This is a genomic window from Pontimonas salivibrio, assembly GCF_002950575.1.
GTDB lineage: Bacteria > Actinomycetota > Actinomycetes > Actinomycetales > Microbacteriaceae > Pontimonas > Pontimonas salivibrio.
Window position 1 is genome coordinate 671,425 of the sequence record NZ_CP026923.1, and the last position, 18,689, is coordinate 690,113.

At 57.8% G+C, this 18,689-nt stretch carries 15 protein-coding genes and 1 tRNA gene; 8 read left to right on the top strand and 8 right to left on the bottom strand.

What is annotated here, in order from left to right:
* Nucleotides 1–10 precede the first annotated feature (10 nt).
* A complete protein-coding gene (locus tag C3B54_RS03515) occupies nt 11–1,009 on the bottom strand; it encodes an NAD-dependent epimerase/dehydratase family protein (RefSeq protein WP_158665502.1) in 999 nt (332 codons plus the stop codon).
* The gene (locus tag C3B54_RS03520; RefSeq protein ID WP_104913268.1) at nt 1,006–1,458 is read right to left on the bottom strand and encodes a hypothetical protein; all 453 of its coding nucleotides are present in this window, start codon (nt 1,456–1,458) and stop codon (nt 1,006–1,008) included. The genes C3B54_RS03515 and C3B54_RS03520 overlap by 4 nt, the downstream gene beginning before the upstream one ends.
* Nucleotides 1,459–1,546: 88 nt before the next feature.
* On the opposite strand from C3B54_RS03520, the gene C3B54_RS03525 reads away from it, so the two are divergent.
* The 3 genes from C3B54_RS03525 to C3B54_RS03535 all read left to right on the top strand — a co-directional run bounded on the left by C3B54_RS03525 (nt 1,547) and on the right by C3B54_RS03535 (nt 7,937).
* Complete coding sequence (locus C3B54_RS03525) at nt 1,547–2,533, top strand: NAD-dependent epimerase/dehydratase family protein (protein ID WP_158665503.1); 987 nt, start codon at nt 1,547–1,549, stop codon at nt 2,531–2,533.
* 406 nt (nt 2,534–2,939) lie between these two features.
* Complete coding sequence (locus tag C3B54_RS03530; RefSeq protein ID WP_158665504.1) at nt 2,940–6,836, top strand: beta strand repeat-containing protein; 3,897 nt, start codon at nt 2,940–2,942, stop codon at nt 6,834–6,836.
* Between the two features lie 492 nt (nt 6,837–7,328).
* Nucleotides 7,329–7,937: a hypothetical protein gene (locus tag C3B54_RS03535; protein ID WP_104913271.1), complete on the top strand. Its 609-nt coding sequence runs from the start codon at nt 7,329–7,331 to the stop codon at nt 7,935–7,937.
* Nucleotides 7,938–8,090: 153 nt separating this feature from the next.
* Here the strand turns inward: C3B54_RS03535 and C3B54_RS03540 are convergent, their stop codons facing one another.
* Nucleotides 8,091–8,783, bottom strand: coding sequence for a DUF4386 domain-containing protein (locus C3B54_RS03540; RefSeq protein ID WP_104913272.1), 693 nt, complete (start codon nt 8,781–8,783; stop codon nt 8,091–8,093).
* A 123-nt stretch (nt 8,784–8,906) separates the two neighbouring features.
* On the opposite strand from C3B54_RS03540, the gene C3B54_RS03545 reads away from it, so the two are divergent.
* Nucleotides 8,907–9,563 carry a TetR/AcrR family transcriptional regulator gene (locus C3B54_RS03545; RefSeq protein WP_104913273.1) on the top strand — a complete coding sequence of 219 codons (657 nt, stop codon included), beginning with the start codon at nt 8,907–8,909 and terminating at the stop codon, nt 9,561–9,563.
* A gap of 196 nt (nt 9,564–9,759) precedes the next feature.
* A tRNA-Arg gene (locus tag C3B54_RS03550) sits at nt 9,760–9,832 on the top strand.
* A 253-nt stretch (nt 9,833–10,085) separates the two neighbouring features.
* Here the strand turns inward: C3B54_RS03550 and C3B54_RS03555 are convergent.
* Together C3B54_RS03555 and C3B54_RS03560 are read right to left on the bottom strand one after the other, a co-directional pair.
* The gene (locus C3B54_RS03555; RefSeq protein WP_104913274.1) at nt 10,086–10,904 is read right to left on the bottom strand and encodes an SDR family NAD(P)-dependent oxidoreductase; all 819 of its coding nucleotides are present in this window, start codon (nt 10,902–10,904) and stop codon (nt 10,086–10,088) included.
* Nucleotides 10,905–10,976: 72 nt separating this feature from the next.
* Entirely contained in the window at nt 10,977–13,649 is a 2,673-nt protein-coding gene (locus C3B54_RS03560) for a cation-translocating P-type ATPase (RefSeq protein WP_158665505.1), read from the bottom strand.
* A gap of 65 nt (nt 13,650–13,714) precedes the next feature.
* Here C3B54_RS03560 and C3B54_RS03565 point away from each other — a divergent pair, with 65 nt between their 5' ends.
* The 3 genes from C3B54_RS03565 (at nt 13,715) to C3B54_RS03575 (ending at nt 16,079) form a co-directional block, all read left to right on the top strand.
* The gene (locus tag C3B54_RS03565) at nt 13,715–14,299 is read left to right on the top strand and encodes a hypothetical protein (protein ID WP_158665506.1); all 585 of its coding nucleotides are present in this window, start codon (nt 13,715–13,717) and stop codon (nt 14,297–14,299) included.
* An 83-nt stretch (nt 14,300–14,382) separates the two neighbouring features.
* Nucleotides 14,383–14,862 (top strand): copper chaperone PCu(A)C, encoded by a 480-nt coding sequence (locus C3B54_RS03570; RefSeq protein WP_104913277.1) that lies wholly within the window; start codon nt 14,383–14,385, stop codon nt 14,860–14,862.
* Nucleotides 14,859–16,079 carry a Dyp-type peroxidase gene (locus tag C3B54_RS03575; RefSeq protein WP_245867994.1) on the top strand — a complete coding sequence of 407 codons (1,221 nt, stop codon included), beginning with the start codon at nt 14,859–14,861 and terminating at the stop codon, nt 16,077–16,079. The genes C3B54_RS03570 and C3B54_RS03575 overlap by 4 nt, the downstream gene beginning before the upstream one ends.
* On the opposite strand, the gene C3B54_RS03580 is transcribed toward C3B54_RS03575, so the two are convergent.
* The 3 genes from C3B54_RS03580 to C3B54_RS03590 are packed head-to-tail and all read right to left on the bottom strand — an operon-like array spanning nt 16,076 to nt 18,608.
* Complete coding sequence (locus C3B54_RS03580) at nt 16,076–17,017, bottom strand: aldo/keto reductase (RefSeq protein WP_211286339.1); 942 nt, start codon at nt 17,015–17,017, stop codon at nt 16,076–16,078. The genes C3B54_RS03575 and C3B54_RS03580 overlap by 4 nt on opposite strands.
* A 41-nt stretch (nt 17,018–17,058) precedes the next feature.
* The gene (locus C3B54_RS03585) at nt 17,059–17,589 is read right to left on the bottom strand and encodes a DUF6069 family protein (RefSeq protein WP_104913279.1); all 531 of its coding nucleotides are present in this window, start codon (nt 17,587–17,589) and stop codon (nt 17,059–17,061) included.
* A complete protein-coding gene (locus tag C3B54_RS03590; RefSeq protein WP_104913280.1) occupies nt 17,586–18,608 on the bottom strand; it encodes a DMT family transporter in 1,023 nt (340 codons plus the stop codon). Before C3B54_RS03590 ends, C3B54_RS03585 begins: the two co-directional genes overlap by 4 nt.
* Nucleotides 18,609–18,689 lie beyond the last annotated feature (81 nt).

Consider the following 18,689-nt stretch of genomic DNA (forward strand, 5'->3'; position numbering starts at 1 on the left):
TGGAGTGGTCCTACTTAAGGGCCTTGGCGGTGTCGAGCACGGACTGTTCAAACGGAATCGGTTCCCAGCCGAAGTCTTTGACCGTGGCCGAGGTATCCAGCCTCATAGATAAGCCGCCCGTTGATTTCACTAGGGTACGAATCTCCTCGTTGAAGCGTGCGAGTAGTCGCAGCACAAACAGGGGAATCGTGAACCGAGGCGCTTTCTTGTTTCCATGACGACGCAGCACGCGGGCGATGTCGGGGAACTGTTGCGGGTCGGTAGTAAACGAGACCATGTATCGGGAGGTGCCGGTGTTCGAAGAGGTCATCGCCGCGAGGTGAATTTGTGCCACGTCTCGCACATCAGCCATGGGGAACGGGAGGTCCGGTATAGCCGGCTGGGCTCCTGACCAGATTCCGCGGAACAAGGCAATCGATTCGGAGTCTTCCTCTGAATCGAGCGGTGGCCCAATAATCACTCCGGGGTGGATTGTCACTACCTCGGGCCCTGACGGGTTCTCCGCGGCGAAGTTCAGCACAACTTCCTCAGCGGCGATTTTGCTCTTCGTGTAAAGCGTGACCCGGGGATCATCTGCTGGCGTGAAATCAGCGGGAGTTGCCATCCCTTCCGAGATGTGGCCGGCGATGGTAAGCGCGGTGGAGGTGACCACGATTTTCTTGACCTGTGCCTTCTTCGCCGCTTCCAGCACCCTTTTTGTGCCGTCCACAGCCGGTCCAAAGAGAACGTTCTCATCGGTGACGGCTCCCAGAATCACGGGTGATGCCGTGTGGATGACGTAGTCCGCGCCGGCCAGCGCCTCATCCCAGCCCTCATCAGCCAGCAGATCAGCGTGAACAAACTCAAGCCCGTCGGTGGCCGCTTCCTTCTGGATAAGAGTTCGAACTCTTTCCCCATGTTCACGCTTTCGCACGGTCGCCCGCACCCTATGCCCGTTGTTCAGGGCTTGCTCGGCAATGCGCATGCCCACGAAACCGGTGATTCCCGTCAGCGCGATCAGCTCGCTCATACGAGTTGCTCCTTCGAGAGTGACACGGCGCGGAAGGCGTTGTAGCTGGCGAATAGCGCCCCGCCAATCCTGAGAACGTGGGCGGCGCTCCACCATCCGAGGTTGGCGATGATCGCTGCGTCGGAAAGTTCAAATGACCAGAACGCAAAGTTCAAGGGTAAGTGGACGGCCATGGTCACCGCATAGACAACAACGAGGCCGAGCAGAGTGTTGCGCCACAGGCGACGCTCGTGTGATCCCTTGGCACTTCGTCTCATCAGTGCGATGGAGCCGATGAAAGCCGGGACGCTGGTAATAAACACGCCAGAGAGGAAGAAGACGAAGTAGGTGGCAAACCACTCCTCAAAGGCGCTGGGCCCTGCGAGATAGAAGAAGGGGACGAGGCCCGTTCCGATTGAGAGCATGACTCCAAAAAAGCCCGCGCTTCCCGCTACAGTGATGAATTTCATGATGCCTTTCAGGTTGCAAGTGATTGTGATACTCTGACCATATCACTTGCAAAAGTAAAGTGGAAGTTACAAGGGAAAGAAAAACTCGGTGAGTAATCAGACAGTCATGGTCACAGGCATTTCCGGCTATCTCGGCCTCCACGTCGCCCAGGCACTATTGGAAAGAGGTCATCGTGTCCGGGGGACTATCCGCAACCGCAGTAAAGAGTCATCGGTCAGGGAGGCCCTCCCCGACCCAGCAGGCATGCTGAGTGTTGCCATCTGCGATCTGACCAGTGACTCTGGATGGGCTGAAGCTTTCGACGGTGTCGATGCGCTGATTCACGTCGCATCTCCCTTCATTCTTCGGGAGCCCAAAGACGAGCAGGAGTATCTTCGGCCCGCGGTGGAGGGCACACGTCGAGTGATGCGGTTCGCTCTAGACGCGGGTGTCACGACCTCCGTGGTGACCTCCACGTACCTGACGATGGCCGGGCATATGTTTGCCGGAACGTTCGGGCCAGAAGACCACACCCCAATCGGTGACCCCAGCATTAACGCCTACATTCGCAGCAAAGTTGCTGCTGAAGAGGCGCTGTGGGATTTTGTGACTTCAGAAGCTCCTGACATGTCAGTCAGTACTATCCATCCCGGCGCTATTTTGGGTCCACCCCTGGGATCTGACTCCGCCGGGACGTCGGTGTCAACCATCCGGGGCATGATTACCGGTTCGGTACCGGGAATACCGCCGATTTCGGTCCCGATGGTTGACGTCCGAGATGTTGCGCTGGCGCACGTTGCTGCTCTGGAGAACCCCTCTGCGAATGGTCAACGTTTTGCTGCTTCTCATCCAGAGCCCATCCGCTATCTGGAAGTCGCAAAAATTCTCCGCGCCGCCGGATACACCAAGGTGCCGAGCCGAGAAATTCCTCAGGGGCTGATCAGGGCCCTCGCGCCGGTGAACCGTGAGCTTAGCTCAATGAAGGCGTTTCTCGGGAAATCTGTCTATGCCGACACCTCGAATACGACCAAAGACCTTCACTGGAAGCCACGCCCGATCGAGCAAACAGTGTTAGATACGGCAGCGGCGCTCTGAGCAAATGCGTCCGAGGGAAGCCGTGCGATCTGTGTGCGATGAGAAAACAACACTCGTCGCGCAAAACTGCGCACAACCGCCTAAAACCGGGCATTCAGTCACACCATGTGTGAGTGCCTGTTGGTGAGCGCTGACCCCGCTGCACACTTGGGTTTCCGGGGTTTTGCCCCGAGCCCTCGTAGCTCAGCGGATAGAGCAGAAGACTTTCCGACTACAGACCCCGCCCCTACATCGCACTGCCTAAAGGGTAGTGGGGGCGAAGTGTCGGGTCGTGCGATTCGCGTGCGATTCACGAAGCTATGACTGCACCGAAATGACCCTCAAAAGTGTCACCCTAGATGGACACTTTGGCCCAAATAGGCCTTCTCGCTGTGTTTTGGGAACCTACTCTCCGTACTCTTCTTTTGTGACTTTCTCGCCCGCTCTCAGGAAGAACGTCACTGTCGTCGCATTTCTCAGTCTGCTTCTTTCGCTTCTGACGGTCACATCTCAACCCGCATTCGCTGCCCCTGCCGGAACTCTCACCATCGACGATGGTGGAGGGGGTTCGCTGCCCACCCCATCGGGTGGCGTGTACGACATACAGTCCAACATCACCGTCACTCCGGCTGACATCGAGACAGCCCTCGGTTCAGGCGACGTCACCTTGTGGGCAACGTCCATCATTGTTCAATCTGACATCGACGGTCCAAACGCAAATTCCCTCACCCTCAAAGCCTCCGCCAACATCACTGTCGACGAGGGAGTGCGAATCATCAATGACGGCGGAGACGTGATTTTCTGGGCAGACAGCGACAGTAATTCGGACGGGTACATTCTTCTGGGAACTTCCGCCTCCTCTTCGCAATGCGTCGTAGATTCAAACGGGGGCGACATTGTTCTCGGTGGTAGGAGCAATCCACTGACCGACTTTGCCTCGGGAGGCACCTCAATCCCCGTCTCCACTAAACCTATTTTTGGCGTTGGTATTTGGGGTTGCAGTCTAGACGCCGGCGGAGGCGATATTTCGATTCGCGGCAGCACTGGAGTCTCGAGCAACTCTGTTCGAGCAGTGTTGATGGAAAGCCAGAGTCAGGCTCCAAACAACCGGACGACTATCACTACTACCGGTAGCGGCTCGGTGTTGATTTATGGTGACGCGTCACAATCCGCCACCGGAGCCAACCCATGGGGACCAACCGGAGGGGCGGACATCACAACAGACTCGGGTGATGTCTCAATTATCGGAAAAAGTGACAACGCTTCGGGGAGCGCCCGCTATGGGGTTGTGTTGGCCACATTTAGCATCACCTCCACTTCGGGAAACGTGCTGATTCAGGACGAGACTCCGGGGTCTAACTCGAATTCCTCCGGCTTTTATATCGCTGGAGGATCTAATTCGATTACGACGAGTGGGTCAATCACGGTCAAAGCAGACAAGTACCTCAATATCGCAACTCTTACCGTGTCGACCGGCACGTTTTCAGTTGTCCCCTACACGGACTCATCCTTCGACAACAACCCATCACTTGGCGATGTGAATGCGAGTAACGCATCAAGTGTGACGTTTGGGGCTTCTGGAAACACCGCTAATCTCACCGTCAATAATTCGCTGAGTGTGAACGGTCCCCTGACGATTCACGCTGGGAACGTAGCCATCTCAGCTGCCACGACCGCGACTACGGTGAACCTATTCTCGTCCGGGGCGACCACACAAAGTCAACCAATCACAGCCACCAACCTCGCGTTGAACGGTTCAGGAAGCTTCACACTCACCAACACGAGCAACAACCTCGGCACCATCGCTGGTGGTGCAAGCGGGTCCAAATTGGGAAGCGTCAGCGTCTACGACGCATCTGGTGGCCTAACAATTGGCACGGTGGGGCTGCTGGAAGGGATTACCGCCACGGGCGACGTGTTGGTTGAGACTGGTGCCGGCGACATCACTTTGGCAAAAAACATTGCCACGGACAGCACTTCCTCTTCGGCAATCACACTCAACGCCGGAGACTCCACAGCCGCGGGGACAAGCACCGGGGGCAACATTGTGGTCTCCGGTTCCCCAACTCTTTCCACCGGAGCAAATGGAATAGTCCGCCTGTTCAGCGGAATTGAATCGAATAGCACGGGGCTTACCACTCTCGCCGGTGGCTCCTCAAATGTTTATTACGGAGTTGACGAGAATTCGACACTGAGCCCGACCTTGTCAGCGGGGGAGTCCTATGCCCTGTATCGAGGTTGCGCTTCTTCTGAACCGACGTTCTCCTCCGGAGGGGTCGACTACCAGGCTCTTGTGTTCAAGAATTCCTCCTCTTGCGACTGGACGGTGCCCTCCGGGGTGACTGCAGTTGATGTTCTCGTTATCGGTGGTGGCGGTGGTAGTTCGGGACTTGCAGGAGGTGGAGCGGGAGAATTCGTCCAGAGGAGCGCTCTCGAAGTGTCCGGAACTTTGGCGGTTCGTGCAGGTGCCGGTGGAGTGAGCGTTCCAGACGCGAGTACATCCGGAACTTCGTCTCTGTTTGGCGGCTTAGAAGCCGCGGGCGGAGGTCCGGGCGGCAAGGATTGGAGGAACGGTCTGGACAACCTTGATGGAGGTTCGACCGGAGGGAGTAACCATGGATCTTTTGAGCCCGGTGCTTCGATTGATGACTCTGACGCCGACAGCTTTGGTTTCGCTGGCTCGAAAGGGTTCGGCATCACGAATTCACTTGCCACCGCGGTTGTTGGTGGTGGTGGAGGAGGAGCTGGAGGGACGCCAGCAAACGCTTCCTCTTCGGGGGGCGATGCCACCTCAGTGGGTGGGACCGGCAGGTCCTCCTCTATTTTGCCGAGCGCGATTGCGTCTGCTCATTCAGTAGGTCAGGTTTCCGGTGGGGTTGTCTACTTTGCCGGTGGTGGTGGTGGTGGTTGCGGGTACACCGGGACCCAAAATGGGCGGTGCGGCGGCAATCTGAACATGGCTGGCGGTTTAGGCGGTGGAGGTACCGGCATGAATCCGCTCCTACACACAGGATCACCTGCGACCGGAGGTGGAGGTGGCGGCACCAGCACTTACCGCGGAATTGGAGGAGCTGGGGGCTCTGGAGTCGTCATAGTTCGCTATGTGGTTCCCGTCACAGTTACCCCCTCGGCAAACTCAGGAGGCTCATCAGGGGATTCCTCGGCTCGTAACCCGGTAGTCCCACCGACTACACCGGTTGCCACTCCCCGTCAGACGCGACTCACACTGGTTGGTCCCAATACGAATCCTGTTCCTCGTCCCGTCGAGCGCCTTGGGTTGAGGTTTGACCCGGATGCTCCCTCCCGCGCAACTGTTGGCGGGGTTCCAGCGAACCTTGTGAAGACCCCAGTGGGTTCCGACGGGTTGTCGGTGACGGCGGGTGCTTTCCAGTTCGGTGTCAGCTTGGCTGACGCTGATGGGGCGGAAGTGCAGACGGACACACCATCACAATCTCCCGAGTTGTTTGTGCCCCGCGGGCAGTCTGCGGCGGTGTCTGGCAAGGGCTCCTACCCGGGCTCGTTTGTGCAGCTGTTCTTGCCGGGCAACGGTAATGACTCTCGTGAGCTCGCCCGTATACCGGTGCGCTCGGATGGAACGTTTGCGTCTGATTTGAGTTTTCAAGCGGGTGCGTTGGAGCTTCCTGTTCCGATTGGCCGTCAAGTGTTGCAGGTCGTGGGTTATGACGAACTGGGCAACCAAACCGTGGTGGATATGACGGTAAACATCGGCCAAGGTGTTCCCGCTCCCGAGCCCAATCGCCAAGCTGGAGCTCTTCCCGCCCTCACCGCGGGGCAGTCACTCGCGACTTCTGGGGGTATCCCGGAAACCGTGTCGGTGACGGGTGTGCCAGAGGCTGGCAACGTGGTTGTTGAGGGTTCTGGCTGGGTTATCAGTGTCAATGCGGACCGTGACGACGGGGTAGTGGAGACTTCAGATGGAAACGTTCTCGTCAGACTGAACCCCTCATCCGTGGGGACAACGTCAGGTAACGGGTTCCTTCCCGGAACTCTGGCCACGGTGTGGTTGTTCTCCGAGCCCACGCTTGTGGCCACAGTGAGTGTGAATGACGCTGGGGAGTTCTCAGCAGAATTCCTCGTGGATGCGCGTTTGATTGCTCCGGGTGAGCACACCCTGCAGGTTCAAGGTGTGGGCTCTGATGGTTACATCAAGGCCGCGAACTTGGGTTTTCTTGTGGAGCAGCCTGTTGAGGTGACAGCTGAGAGCGCGAGTGGACTGTTGTGGTGGATTGTTGGAGCGTTCCTGCTCGTACTTCTGTTCCTTCTACTGCTGCTGGCTCGGAGACGTCGTTCGCAGGAACAGTAAGTTCTCACGAACTGTGACTCCATCGGGTTTCGCCACCTGTTGAACAGACTGCTTCACGGTGGTCGAAAATCTTCGGCTTCGTAACGCCAATTCTCACAAGCATCGTTCTTGATACTTTCCAGCTTTTTCGTGCAATCTGTGTGCGATGGGACAACAGCGGTTGGGTCAGGAGACTGCCCTAAACCGCATGAAACCGGGGATTCCGTCATCTGATGCGAGATCACCTGTGGGCAGCGGTGAAGCCCGCTGTACACTTGTATGGCCGGGGTTTTTGCCCCGAGCCCTCGTAGCTCAGCGGATAGAGCAGAAGACTTTCCGACTACTTACCCCGCGCCCACATCGCACTGCCGACAAGGGTAGCGGGGGAGAAGTGAAGGGTCGTGCGATTTGTGTGCGATTGTTTTTCCGGTGCTCTGTGGTGGCCCTATTGGATCGACCGCTAAAGCCATTAGTATCCTTCCGCACGAGCAAGAGAGAGTTAGGTCCTCAGCGATGTCTAGCAAAACCACTCAGAGCAAAAATCCAAAACCTGGACTCCTAATCAGCCCCTCACGGTTTTTCTACGCGCGATCAAACCTTCTCGCCGCATTGCTGGCCACCGCAGTTCTCGCCGGCTACCTCGTTTTTGTTCTGATGGGCAAGGGGGCCGCTTTCGAAGTGGCCAACAGCAGTGTTCGGTCACTGGGAACTACGTTGGGTTTCGGTCAGACAGAGATTCTTGCGTTCCTTGCAGAGCGTTCGGAAAAGATGATTCTTGCGTATATCAACTTCAATCAGGTCTGGGACTCACTCTTTGCTCTGATCTACGGAGTTATGTACGTGATCTGGGTGTCGGTTTTGTTTAAGCCGTATTCGAAAAGGGCGTCTATTTTGAATCTGCTTCCATTCGGTCAAGTTGTCTTTGATTGGTTGGAAAACTTTGCCCTAGCCACGCTGTCAAATGAATACCTCGCAGGCGGCACGATATCTTCAACGACCGCTGCACTTGCCTCAACGTTCTCAACTATCAAGTGGGTATTTTCTCTACTGGTCTACGGAGTGATTCTTGTTGGCATTGTCATGCGCGTAGTGAGGGCAATCAAGAAGCGCAGCCTCCGCTAGACCGCGCTTGCAAGGAGCAAGAGCCTTTCCGACTAACGGCCCCGGCCCTACATCGCACTACCTACAGGGTAGTGGGGGAGAGATGGTGGGTCGTGCGATGGGTGTGCGACGGAGCATTCTCGACCAATCGTCCGCGAGACGCACAGAAACTGCCTAAAGCGCATTCGACCGACGGGACGCTCCCTTAGCGACCAGCCAGACGGTCAACCAGAGCTCAGAGGCAATCGAGAGAACCCCAACGAGAACGGCCATAAACCCGGCAACCGATTGGTATTCGGTCAACAGAAGTTGCAGCAGACCGTCAGCGACATAGGCAGTGCCTGCTGCGCCAAGTGCCCAGCCCAGTATTTTGTGAGCGAACCCAGAGGTGATGATGAGCCAGCCCAATATCACTAAATGAAGCCCAAAAGCGGTCAATCCAACTGCCCAAATCGACTGAAATCCCACAACAAAAGCCGCGACTAGAGCTGGAGGGAACTCTCCCGATTCCGCGAGTTGCACCCCAACGAAGAGGCTCCCCACGGCCACTGCGAGGACGGCCGAGTAGATCAGCCTGAAGGCTGCTGCATGAAGCGCTCGCATTTTGTCGACCACACTAAACACGACATACAGCCCCCAGCTGACCGAAATATCAAGCAGAAATATCACGGCAAAGGCAAACATTCCGATTCGAACCCACTGCTCATTTGAGGAGAGCACTGACACGATGCCTGAGGGATTGGTAGCGAGTGGTAAAACGCTTGCTAGGGCGACGCCGCCTCCGATAGCGAGGGCAAACATCAGTCCATACGCGGCACCGGTGAACGCCGCGACTTTCCTTTGAGATTGGTCCAATTGAATGGTCATGGGCGCACACTTCCTTTGGTCTGAAATATCGTACGTTGTACGGATAATGAACAAAACAGCACGTTACAGTACGTTGTACGAAGTGTCAATGGTGCTCAAAGTCGGTAGTGGAAGGGCGGAGTGATGGCGAGGTTGACAAAAGACAGAGTGCTGGTCGAGGCCCTGGCCTTTGCCGATCAGCACGGCATCGACAAGTTGACAATTCGTGCCCTTGCTTCGCATATCGGAAGCAAGCCCATGTCCCTCTACCACTACTTTGCGAACAAGGAAGCGATTTTGGATGGGTTAGTCGACCTCGTCTATGCGGAGATCGAGGTGCCACCCGACGGGCTCAATTGGAAGGAAGCTCTCGTTGCTCGGGCGCACTCGATGCGTGTGGGCCTGAAAGCTCACCCGTGGGCCCTCCCACTAATTGAATCTCGGAGGAATCCCTCGCGACAGGTGCTGCTCCATCACGAGATTTTGTTGTCCATCTGGTTTTCATCGGGCCTTGACACGAAATACATCGCCCACGGGCTGGCGACATTGGATGCATTCGTTTTTGGTTTCGTCTTGCAGGAATTATCGCTTCCGCTTGAAGCGACAGATGATTCGACGGGCTCTTTGGTAGAGGCCAGCGAGCAAGTCGTTGTTCCGCTGAGTCCCGGAGATTTTCCGTTCCTGACGAAATTCACGTCGGATTACGTGATGACTCCTGAGTACGATTTTGGGAAGACCTTTGATTTCGGCCTGAATCTCATCCTTGATGCAATTGAAGGGGCTGCCACAGAAGGACGATAGACCGAGCGGTGATCAATCGATTCACATTCGCATATTCTTGGGATCCGACCCACCGTGCGAGCCATCGGCAACAGTCTCGGTTCGCTAAGCAGTTCGAATGTTCGCAAAACCGCGTGAAAAATCGCTCCATGGACGTCAGTCCTGTGTGGAGCGGCAGTGCCCCGATACACTTGTATTTGCGGGGTTTTTGCCCCGAGCCCTCGTAGCTCAGCGGATAGAGCAGAAGACTTCTAATCTTTTGGCCGCAGGTTCGATTCCTGCCGAGGGCGCGCTCGAGACCAGCCTCCCGCGAAGGTGCAATTCTTTTGGCTCCCGGACTCCCGGGCTATCGTTCTGTCGGCGTTGGTTTTGGGGACACTTAAAGGTCCTGCGAGACCTGTCAACACCGACCGAATCAGCTATATCCCTCATTGTTCGCGACTGTGTTGGCTTGTTCGGATCAATGTCCCGCGGGCTGGGAACCTCTCCGTGTGCGACTTGCTAGCGCGAATCGACCCACCGCTCCAGTGGGCGAAGCCGTTGCTAATCCTTCACGGGGCTGGGCGGCAAGAGGTCTTTCATGCCCTGATAAATCAGGTTGCTGGCCAGATCAGGGCTCACGCGGTTAGCCCACCACATGGTGCTGGCGTCTGAACCGATGAGTGTGCGTTTCTTGTTGGCTTCGATGGCCTCCACAATCGCCTTGCCCGCTTCAGCGGGCTCCACCGTTTTGCGCTCACTCGACTCGGTGTCCACACCGGACATGTCCAGTCCTGAATTGGCGGCAATGTTGGTCCCGATGGCTCCCGGGTACACCACAGTGACGTGAACGGCGCTTTCTCGCAGTTCACTGCGAAGCCCCTCAGAGAGCAGATTGATGGCCGCCTTGGATGCACCATAAATGGTTTGCCCCGGAACTGGGGCGTAGGAACCCATTGAGGACACGTTGGTGATGTGTGCCTCCGGACGGGTAAGCAAACCTGGCAGGAAAGTCTTAATCAGGGTGAGTGGTCCGATGAAATTGACGGCCATTACCCGTTCAATGGCGTCGAAATCCAGATCATTGACCCTCACAAAAGGCTGGATGATGCCCGCCACATTAACGACGCCATCGACTGGCCCCAACGCCTTCTCGATTTTCTTTGGGAGGGCTTCCACTAAGCGACGTTTAGTGATGTCTACGGTGAGGGGAAGAAACTTCTCATCAAACCCTTCGGCGAGAGCCGCGGTGTCCGCTAAGCCCTCCGAGTCCACATCCAGCCCGGCGACGACACCCCCGCGGCGAAGAATTTCTAATGTCACCTCTCGACCGATCCCGTTTCCTGCACCGGTGACCACAAAGACTTTGTCGGCAATATCCATCTCGACCCCCCAGTTGTGTGTGGTGTCCAGGCTAACGGGTTGTGAGAAGGGCCACTCTGGCCCAACAGCGGACTACAACGAGTGGTGACCGCGGGATCGACGCCACCATTTTTCGCCTTCGATGATGAAGAACACGGTGAGTGTCACGGCGATAATGATCAGCCAGGTGTCGACCGGAAGTGGCCGGCTATCGAACACGAGATTGAGCGCTGGAAGGTAGACAAAGGCCAACTGTAAGAGGACCAACAGTCCAATTACCACCAGGGCAACGCGGTTTCCGGCGATGCCCTCTCGGCCGAGTGCGGAATCAGTAAAACGCCGATGGTTGATCAGGATCGCCATTTCCACCACCACCAACATGGTGACCGCAGCCGTTTGCGCCTCCTGCACCGAAACACCGACAGCTAACTGTTCTTGAAAGACCACAAACGCTGCCACCACGGAGAGCAGGGCCACCAACAGGATGCGGGAAATCATTCGAGGAGTGATCAGCGAAAGAGATTTAGGGTTTGGCCCACGATGCATCACGCTCTTTTCGGCTCGTTCAAACACTAAGGCGAAAGACAACGACACCGAGGTGACCAGGTTGATCCACAAAATCTGTGTCGGTGTGACGGGAAGGGCGACCCCAAAAATGATGGCCAACATAATGAGTGCAGCCTCATCGACATTTGTTGCCAACAAAAACAGCAACGTCTTTTTCACGTTGTCATAAACCCGGCGACCCTCCCGAATCGCCTTCGAGATGGTGGCGAATCGATCGTCGGTCAACACAATGTCGGCTGCTTCGCGGGCGACATCGGTGCCCTTTTGGCCCATCGCGACCCCGATGTGGGCTTGGCGCAGGGCGGGAGCATCATTGACCCCATCGCCGGTCATCGCCACGAAATGTCCCGCGTGTTGGCTTAACTGCACAAGCCGCAGTTTGTGAGCGGGAGTGACTCGAGCAATCACTGTGATGTGTTCAAGCAGAGCGGTGAGCTCTTTATCGGTCAGGTCGTCAAGCTCCTGACCGGTGAGTACGCCGTGATCGCCCATGCCTAACTGCCCTGCCACAGCACGCGCTGTTTCCGGGTGGTCACCAGTCACCATGACCACGTGGACACCCGCCTCCCGGCACTGCTCGAGGGCCCGGATGGCATCGGGGCGTGGTGGGTCAAGAAGGCCCAACAGGCCGAGAAACTCCAGTGGTTGGCTCTCCCAACTGTTCAGCCCCGTGCCCGGAGCGACCCGGGCATGAGCCGCAGCCAAGACGCGGGAGCCAGAGCGCGCCATCGTCTGGCTGTCGGCGTGCCATTTGGCCAATTGCTGTTCGCTCAGGGTGTGCTGACACAGTTCAAGGATTCGCTCCGGGCTGCCCTTGACGACCAACAACTCGCCGTCCACACCGCGATGCAGGGTGACCATGTATTGCCGGTCGGAATCAAAAGGTATGGCCTCTGTGCGCGGCCATTTCTCAAAAAGGTTCTCCTGGTTCACTCCCGCTTTGGCAGCAAGTGTCAACAGCGCAAGCTCAGTGGGGTCACCCGCAGTTTTTACCTTGTTGTCATGAATTTCCCGCGTTGAGTCATTACACAACACCACGGCCCGGAGTAGATCATCTAGCGCTTCGGAATTATCGGGGTGTGTCTCGGCGATGTCACCGTCGGCGTCGTATCCCACACCGGTCACGGTGTGACGCCCTGCGGGCGTCTGAACGTCAACCACCGTCATCTCGTTTGCGGTCAACGTTCCGGTCTTGTCCGTGAAGACCACATCTACTGAACCCAGAGCTTCCACCGCGGGAAGCCGCCTCACTAGAGCTCCCATCCCGGCTAGTTTTCTCGCACTCCAGGCGAGGGCGAAAGTGACCACTGCGGGAAGACCCTCCGGGATTGCCCCCACAGCGAGACCGACGACCGCGATGATGAGAAAGTCCATCGTGCGGTCAGTCGCAAAATATCCCCACGCGAATGTTCCCACCGCCAAGACCAACACCACAGCGGTGATTTGTTGGGCGAGACGATCCAGCCTGCTGGTTAACGGGGTACGAAGGCGTGCCACCCGGCGCATCATCGAACCAATGGAACCTAGCGCGGTATTTCCCGCTGTTCCCACCACGAGAGCACTTGCTGTGCCGCGGGTGACAAGGGTCCCCGCAAAAACCATATTCGACTGTTCCGCAAGAGGGGTGTCGCCGGGGAGGGGCTCCTCGGATTTTGCCACCGGCACGGATTCGCCGGTGAGAGCCGATTCGTCACACTCGAGGGACCGGGCATCGAGCAGTCGGCAATCAGCGGGAACACCGTCGCCTGATTCCAACCAGACCACGTCACCCGGGACCAGCTCGGAAGCGGGTATCCGCGTGCGCTTTCCGTCTCGAACCACTCGGGCGTGTGGGGTGAGCATCCCGGCCACCTGGCTTATGGCCTTTTCGGCCCGATACTCCTGGGCAAAACCAATGACTGCGTTAATCAGGATTACCGCGGAAATCACCACAGCGTCGACGTAGTCTTCGAGATAGAGGGTGAGAGCCACTGCGAGGGCGAGAACACCGGTCAGCGGATTGACAAACTCGCGCAACAGACGCTGCCACCAGGGTTGCTTTGTGGTGGCTTCCATCGTGTTCGGGCCCCATTGAGCACGCCGGGATTCCGCTTCGCTGATCCCCAAACCCTCCAGGGCGTCAGTCGACCAGTGGGCCAGAACCTCATCGTTGGTCCTGGCATGCCAGCCATGCGCATTACTCACCTTGGGCTCTGCCATAGTTGCTAGCCTAGAAGCGATTTCCCCCCGAAACTCGTGGTTCTGGGCACAGAAAGGGCAGTCCGTTGGCAACATCTCGCACAGAGCGCAGTGCGTGGATGTGGCGCTCGGGAACTGCTGCGGCAACGGGCGTCGGCACGGGCGCCGCGGCGCACGTCATGCTGGGCGGGTCATTACCGGGTGTCTTGGGATTTCTTCCAGCGCTGGTCCTGACCACCTTGCTCGGGGCCATGTTGTTGCGCAAGCGCTCCACAGTAGGCATCGCTGCCACAGCCCTGTCAGGCCAATGGATGTTTCACGAGCTGGCGGTTTTGGGCAGTCCGTATGCCGCCCAGGGGCACACCCACCATTCCGAAGCGGTGTGGGAGCCCACCATTCTGAGCGAGTTACCCATGACGCTGGGCCACCTGGTGGCAGCGGTGGTGACTGGCGTGGCGATTGTGCTGGCCGAGCGAATCAGGCGGTTATCGCTCACACTGACCACGCTCATGACCCATGCCGTGCATCGACTCGTGTCACTGCCCACACAACCTGCAGTGTTCTTACCCGAAGCGCCCACCATCCACACACTGTTTGTCCCTGATCGGGCCCGCGAAATATACCGGCTTACCGGCCACACCTTGCGAGCCCCACCGCTGTCTGCTCACTAACGTCTTTCTTTTTCGGATGCCTCTGTGCATCGACCGCACGACGACTCGTCGTGCCATCTAGACACGCGTGAAAGGACTGTGTAATGACTCAAAGAACTGCATGGAAAATACCGTTGGCCCTTGCTTCTGTGGCGATTATGACCCTTGCGGGTTGCGCTGCCACACCGGAGCCACCCGTCGTGGAACGGGCTTGGGCTAAGGCGGCCGACTCGGGAATGACAGCTGTGTTTGCTGACATCACCAACACCGGCTCCGAGCCGGTGACGATTGTGGGTGGTCGCTCTGAGGCCGCCCAACAGGTGGAACTCCACGAGGTCGTTGATGGCGTGATGCGGGAGAAACCCGGTGGCGTCGTCGTTCCGCCAGACAGCACCCGGGTGCTTGAACCAGGGGCCGACCACATTATGTTGATGGGCTTGGCCGGCCCGTTGCTTCCGGGAGACAGTGTCCTCGTGACACTAGAGCTCGACACCGGGGAGCCGCTCGAGGTGGTCGCTGAGGTGCGCGACTATGCCGGCGCCATGGAAGAGTACGAACCCGGCCACGGAGGGCAGATGCCGTGAACGCGCCCCGAGTGAGCAGACGGGCACTGATGCAGGGTGCAACGGCGTCTGCGGGCCTTGTCGGACTCGGGGTTGCGACGGGTGTGGGCGGCCATGCCGCCCACACCCGTCAGACCGAGCAAGCCGGTTGGGGCCATGAGGCGATGGTTCGTTTCTACGGTGAGCACCAAGCTGGGCTCGAACAGCCGGCAACCAGCTTTGCCCGATACCTGACATTCGATTTGCGCCCAGGAATCGGTGCCGAAGGGATTCGTCGGATGTTGCGCATCGTGACGGAAGACTCCGCATCATTGGCGGAAGGGAAAGCCCCATTGGCTGACTCGGAGCCTGAACTCGCGTCGATGCCCTCGCGACTGATGGTGACGGTGGGTTTTGGCCCTGAGCTGGTCCGGCGTGCTGCCGGAAGCATGGCGTTGCCGTCATGGTTAGGGCCGCTGCCGGCCTTTGGCATTGACCGACTGGACCCCCAGTACACCGGCGGTGATGTGCTTCTCATTGTGCAAGCCGATGATCTGGTGGCGATTTCCCACGGCGCGCGCGTGCTCACACGGCAAACCCGATCATTTGTGTCGTTGCGGTGGAGTCTTGATGGTTTTCGACACTCACCTGGTGCGGCGCCATCTGGCGCGACCATGCGCAATCTCTTCGGTCAAGTCGACGGCACCCAAGGCCCACACCCCAGCGACGCGTCGTTCGCCCGGGCCGTCTGGGGTGAGGGCGCCAGCACAGGCAATCCAGGGTGGCTAGACGGTGGTACCGGGCTGGTCCTTCGCCGCATCCAGATGGACTTGGATACCTGGGATGAGGTCGACCGACCAGACCGTGAACGGGCTGTCGGGCGTCGGATGGATACGGGAGCACCACTCACCGGTGAGGTCGAACAGGATGCGGCTGATTTTGAGGCGCGCGATGCCAGGGGGCTACCGGTGATTCCGGACTTTGCCCACATGCGCCGCGCTCACGCTCAACGACCCGATGAGGTGTTTGCTCGGCGCGGTTACAACTACGAGCTCGAGCACGGCGTGGGGAGTAAGCCAGAAGCTGGACTCCTGTTTGAAGCCTTCGGTTACAACCCCTCACGGCAGTTTGTTCCCGTACAGCGCCGACTGGACGACATGGACATGATGAATTTGTGGACGACGCCGGTGGGTTCAGCTGTTTACGCCATACCCCCGGGATGTGAGCGTGGGGGCTATATCGGCCAGACCCTTATTTAACTGCTGCTGGAGAGGTAGTTCAGGTCTTCTGGCGTGAGCTCAACGCGTTGTAGAAGTGGCGCCACTTGGTCGATGCGACTGGCACTCGCGATGGGTGCGCTGACGCCGGGTTGGGCCCGCAGCCATTCCAGCGCCACGGTGGACGGTGCCACACCGTGGCGCGTGGCCACAGTGTTGAGTCGATCGAGGGTGTCAAAGTTTCGTGGCGAGAAATAGGTGTCCGATACCCGCTGCACTCTGGGGCTATCTGGCCGTGAGTCCCTGGTGTAGGCACCGGCAAGAAAACCACTGGCCAGAGAAAAGTAGGGAAGTCCCGCCAGTTGGTGGGATTCGACGTAGTCGGCCATGCCGGCTTCGTATTCGTCTCGGTAAACCAGGTTGTAGTGGTTTTGCACGGCAATGTGTTGGGGGATACCCAACTTTTCTGCAATGTGTTGTGCTTCGGCCAGTCGCTGGGGGCTGTAGTTGGAGGCACCGATGTAGGACACTTTGCCCTGATCGATGAGCTCCGCAAACGCTCCCATGGTGTCTTCCAGGGGGACAGTCTGATCGTCAAAGTGGGCGTAGTACAGGTCAATGGTGTCGATGCCTAAGCGTTGGAGGGATTCCTCCGCGGCGATTCGAATGTTTTCTGGGCTGAGGCCTGGTCGACTGGTCATTTTGCCCACTTTGGTGGCAATGACCACCTCATCGCGGGGAATCTGTGACTCGCGTAACCAGGCACCCAGCATTGTCTCGGATTCACCGCCGTGGTTACCCGGATGCCATTGGACATACATATCGGCCGAATCGAAAAAGTTCACCCCTTCGCCCACTAAATGATCGAGCAGGGCGTTGGCCGCACGCTGTTCGTGAATCGACCAGCCGAACACGTTGGCGCCAAAACACAGTGAAGACACTTCAAGGCTGGTTCCCGGCAGGATGATGAGATCGGTCACGGTCCGTGTCTTCGTGTTTCTTCGTGTGGCTGTGTGTGCGGTTACGGTGTGTGGTCGGAGGCGGTATCGCCCGGAGGTGCCTGGCCTGCGGGCTTTTTAAGCCCGGCGGTGTCTGTCGCATCTGTGGTGTCCGAAGTGTCGGTAGTCTCGCCGTCTGCCGCCTTGTTCTTGTCGGCGGGGAGTACTCGTTCGACTAAAGGAATCACGAGTGCTCCGGCCACGACGTGCATGGCCGAGAGCCACAAGAACGTGGAGGTTTCACCCAGTGAGGCGAACGCGGTGGGGACAAAACTCAAGGACAACCCGACCAGGGTGATTAACCGCCAGGTGTATTTGGGGCTCTTGGTGGCGAGGGCAATCGCCGCAGCAATCACACCACCGACGATGGCTTGAAACACGGTGAACACGGCGGGCATGATTGCGGGGACGACCATGCGGGGCTCGCCTCCGATGCCGTCGGGGTCAACAATGAACTCCTCGCCGAGCAGTTCGGCCGCGATGAGAAAAATCACTGAATTGACGGCGGCGGCAATCAGGGTGCCGATGACGAGGGGGGTGAATATGGCTTTCACGGAGTGTTGTCCTTTGGCTCTTCTGGTGATTCAGAGTGGTGTTCTTTGTCGTATTCGTCGTGTAACCACTCTGGCAGAACAATGGGGCCAGTTTCTATGGCCAAATCGGCATACACGGGTACAGCTTCGCGACGCGCGGTTTGAGCGACCACAATGCCGGCAAGGACCACAATGGCCCCGATGAGTTGGGGCGTGTTCAGTGCTTCTTCCAACCACAACCAGGCCACGAGGAAGGCAAAGGCTACTTCGCTGGTGGTGGCAATACCGGCGGGGGTGGCCGAGAGCAGTCGGATCGATTCCAAACTCATCAGGTAGGTCACGAACGAACCCATCACCACGTTCCACGCCAACAACGCCCACATTGGTGCGGAAAACGCGGCGAGGTTACCCGAGAGGGACACCGACTCGAGAAGGAGGCCGGGGTCGATATTCCACCAGCCGCTAAAAAATGCCCAAAACACACTCGCGATGGTCATCACCCAAAACATCAGCGCGAGGGGAGAAATGGTTTCTAGTTGGCGCTCACCCACCAGCAGGTAGGTGCTGAGACTCAGTGCTGAGATCAGACCGGCAATGACACCAAAAATGTTGAGGTTCGCTGCCCAAATTTGTGCCACCAGGAACAACCCGGCGATGACCAAACCAATAGAGACCCATATTCGTGTGCGCACGCGTTCTTTGAAGACGACGAGGGCAAAAATGGCGACCATCGGTACGGCGAGGTACTCCAACAACAAAGCAATGCCCACCGGGAGCAGTTGGATGGCGGTGGCGTAGGCGGCCTGCAACACGGCAATGCCGAATACCCCCATCGAGGCGATGGGTATCCACTGCTGGCGAAGAACCCTAAAGGAGCGGGGATCCAGAATGAGCAGCACTAAGCCGGCAATCAACGAAGAGCCTAAGACCCTCAACTGGGTGACCTGAAGAGCGGTGAAGCCGGCTTCCATCATCACTTTGGTGACGCTACCGTTGGCACCAAAAAGTAGAGCCGCCGTGAAGGCGTATACGTAACCCACGGGTTATCGGGTCGCGCAATGGGGCATCTTCACGCCCACCAGCATGACACATCACCAGGCACTTTCTTGATTGTGCGCTTT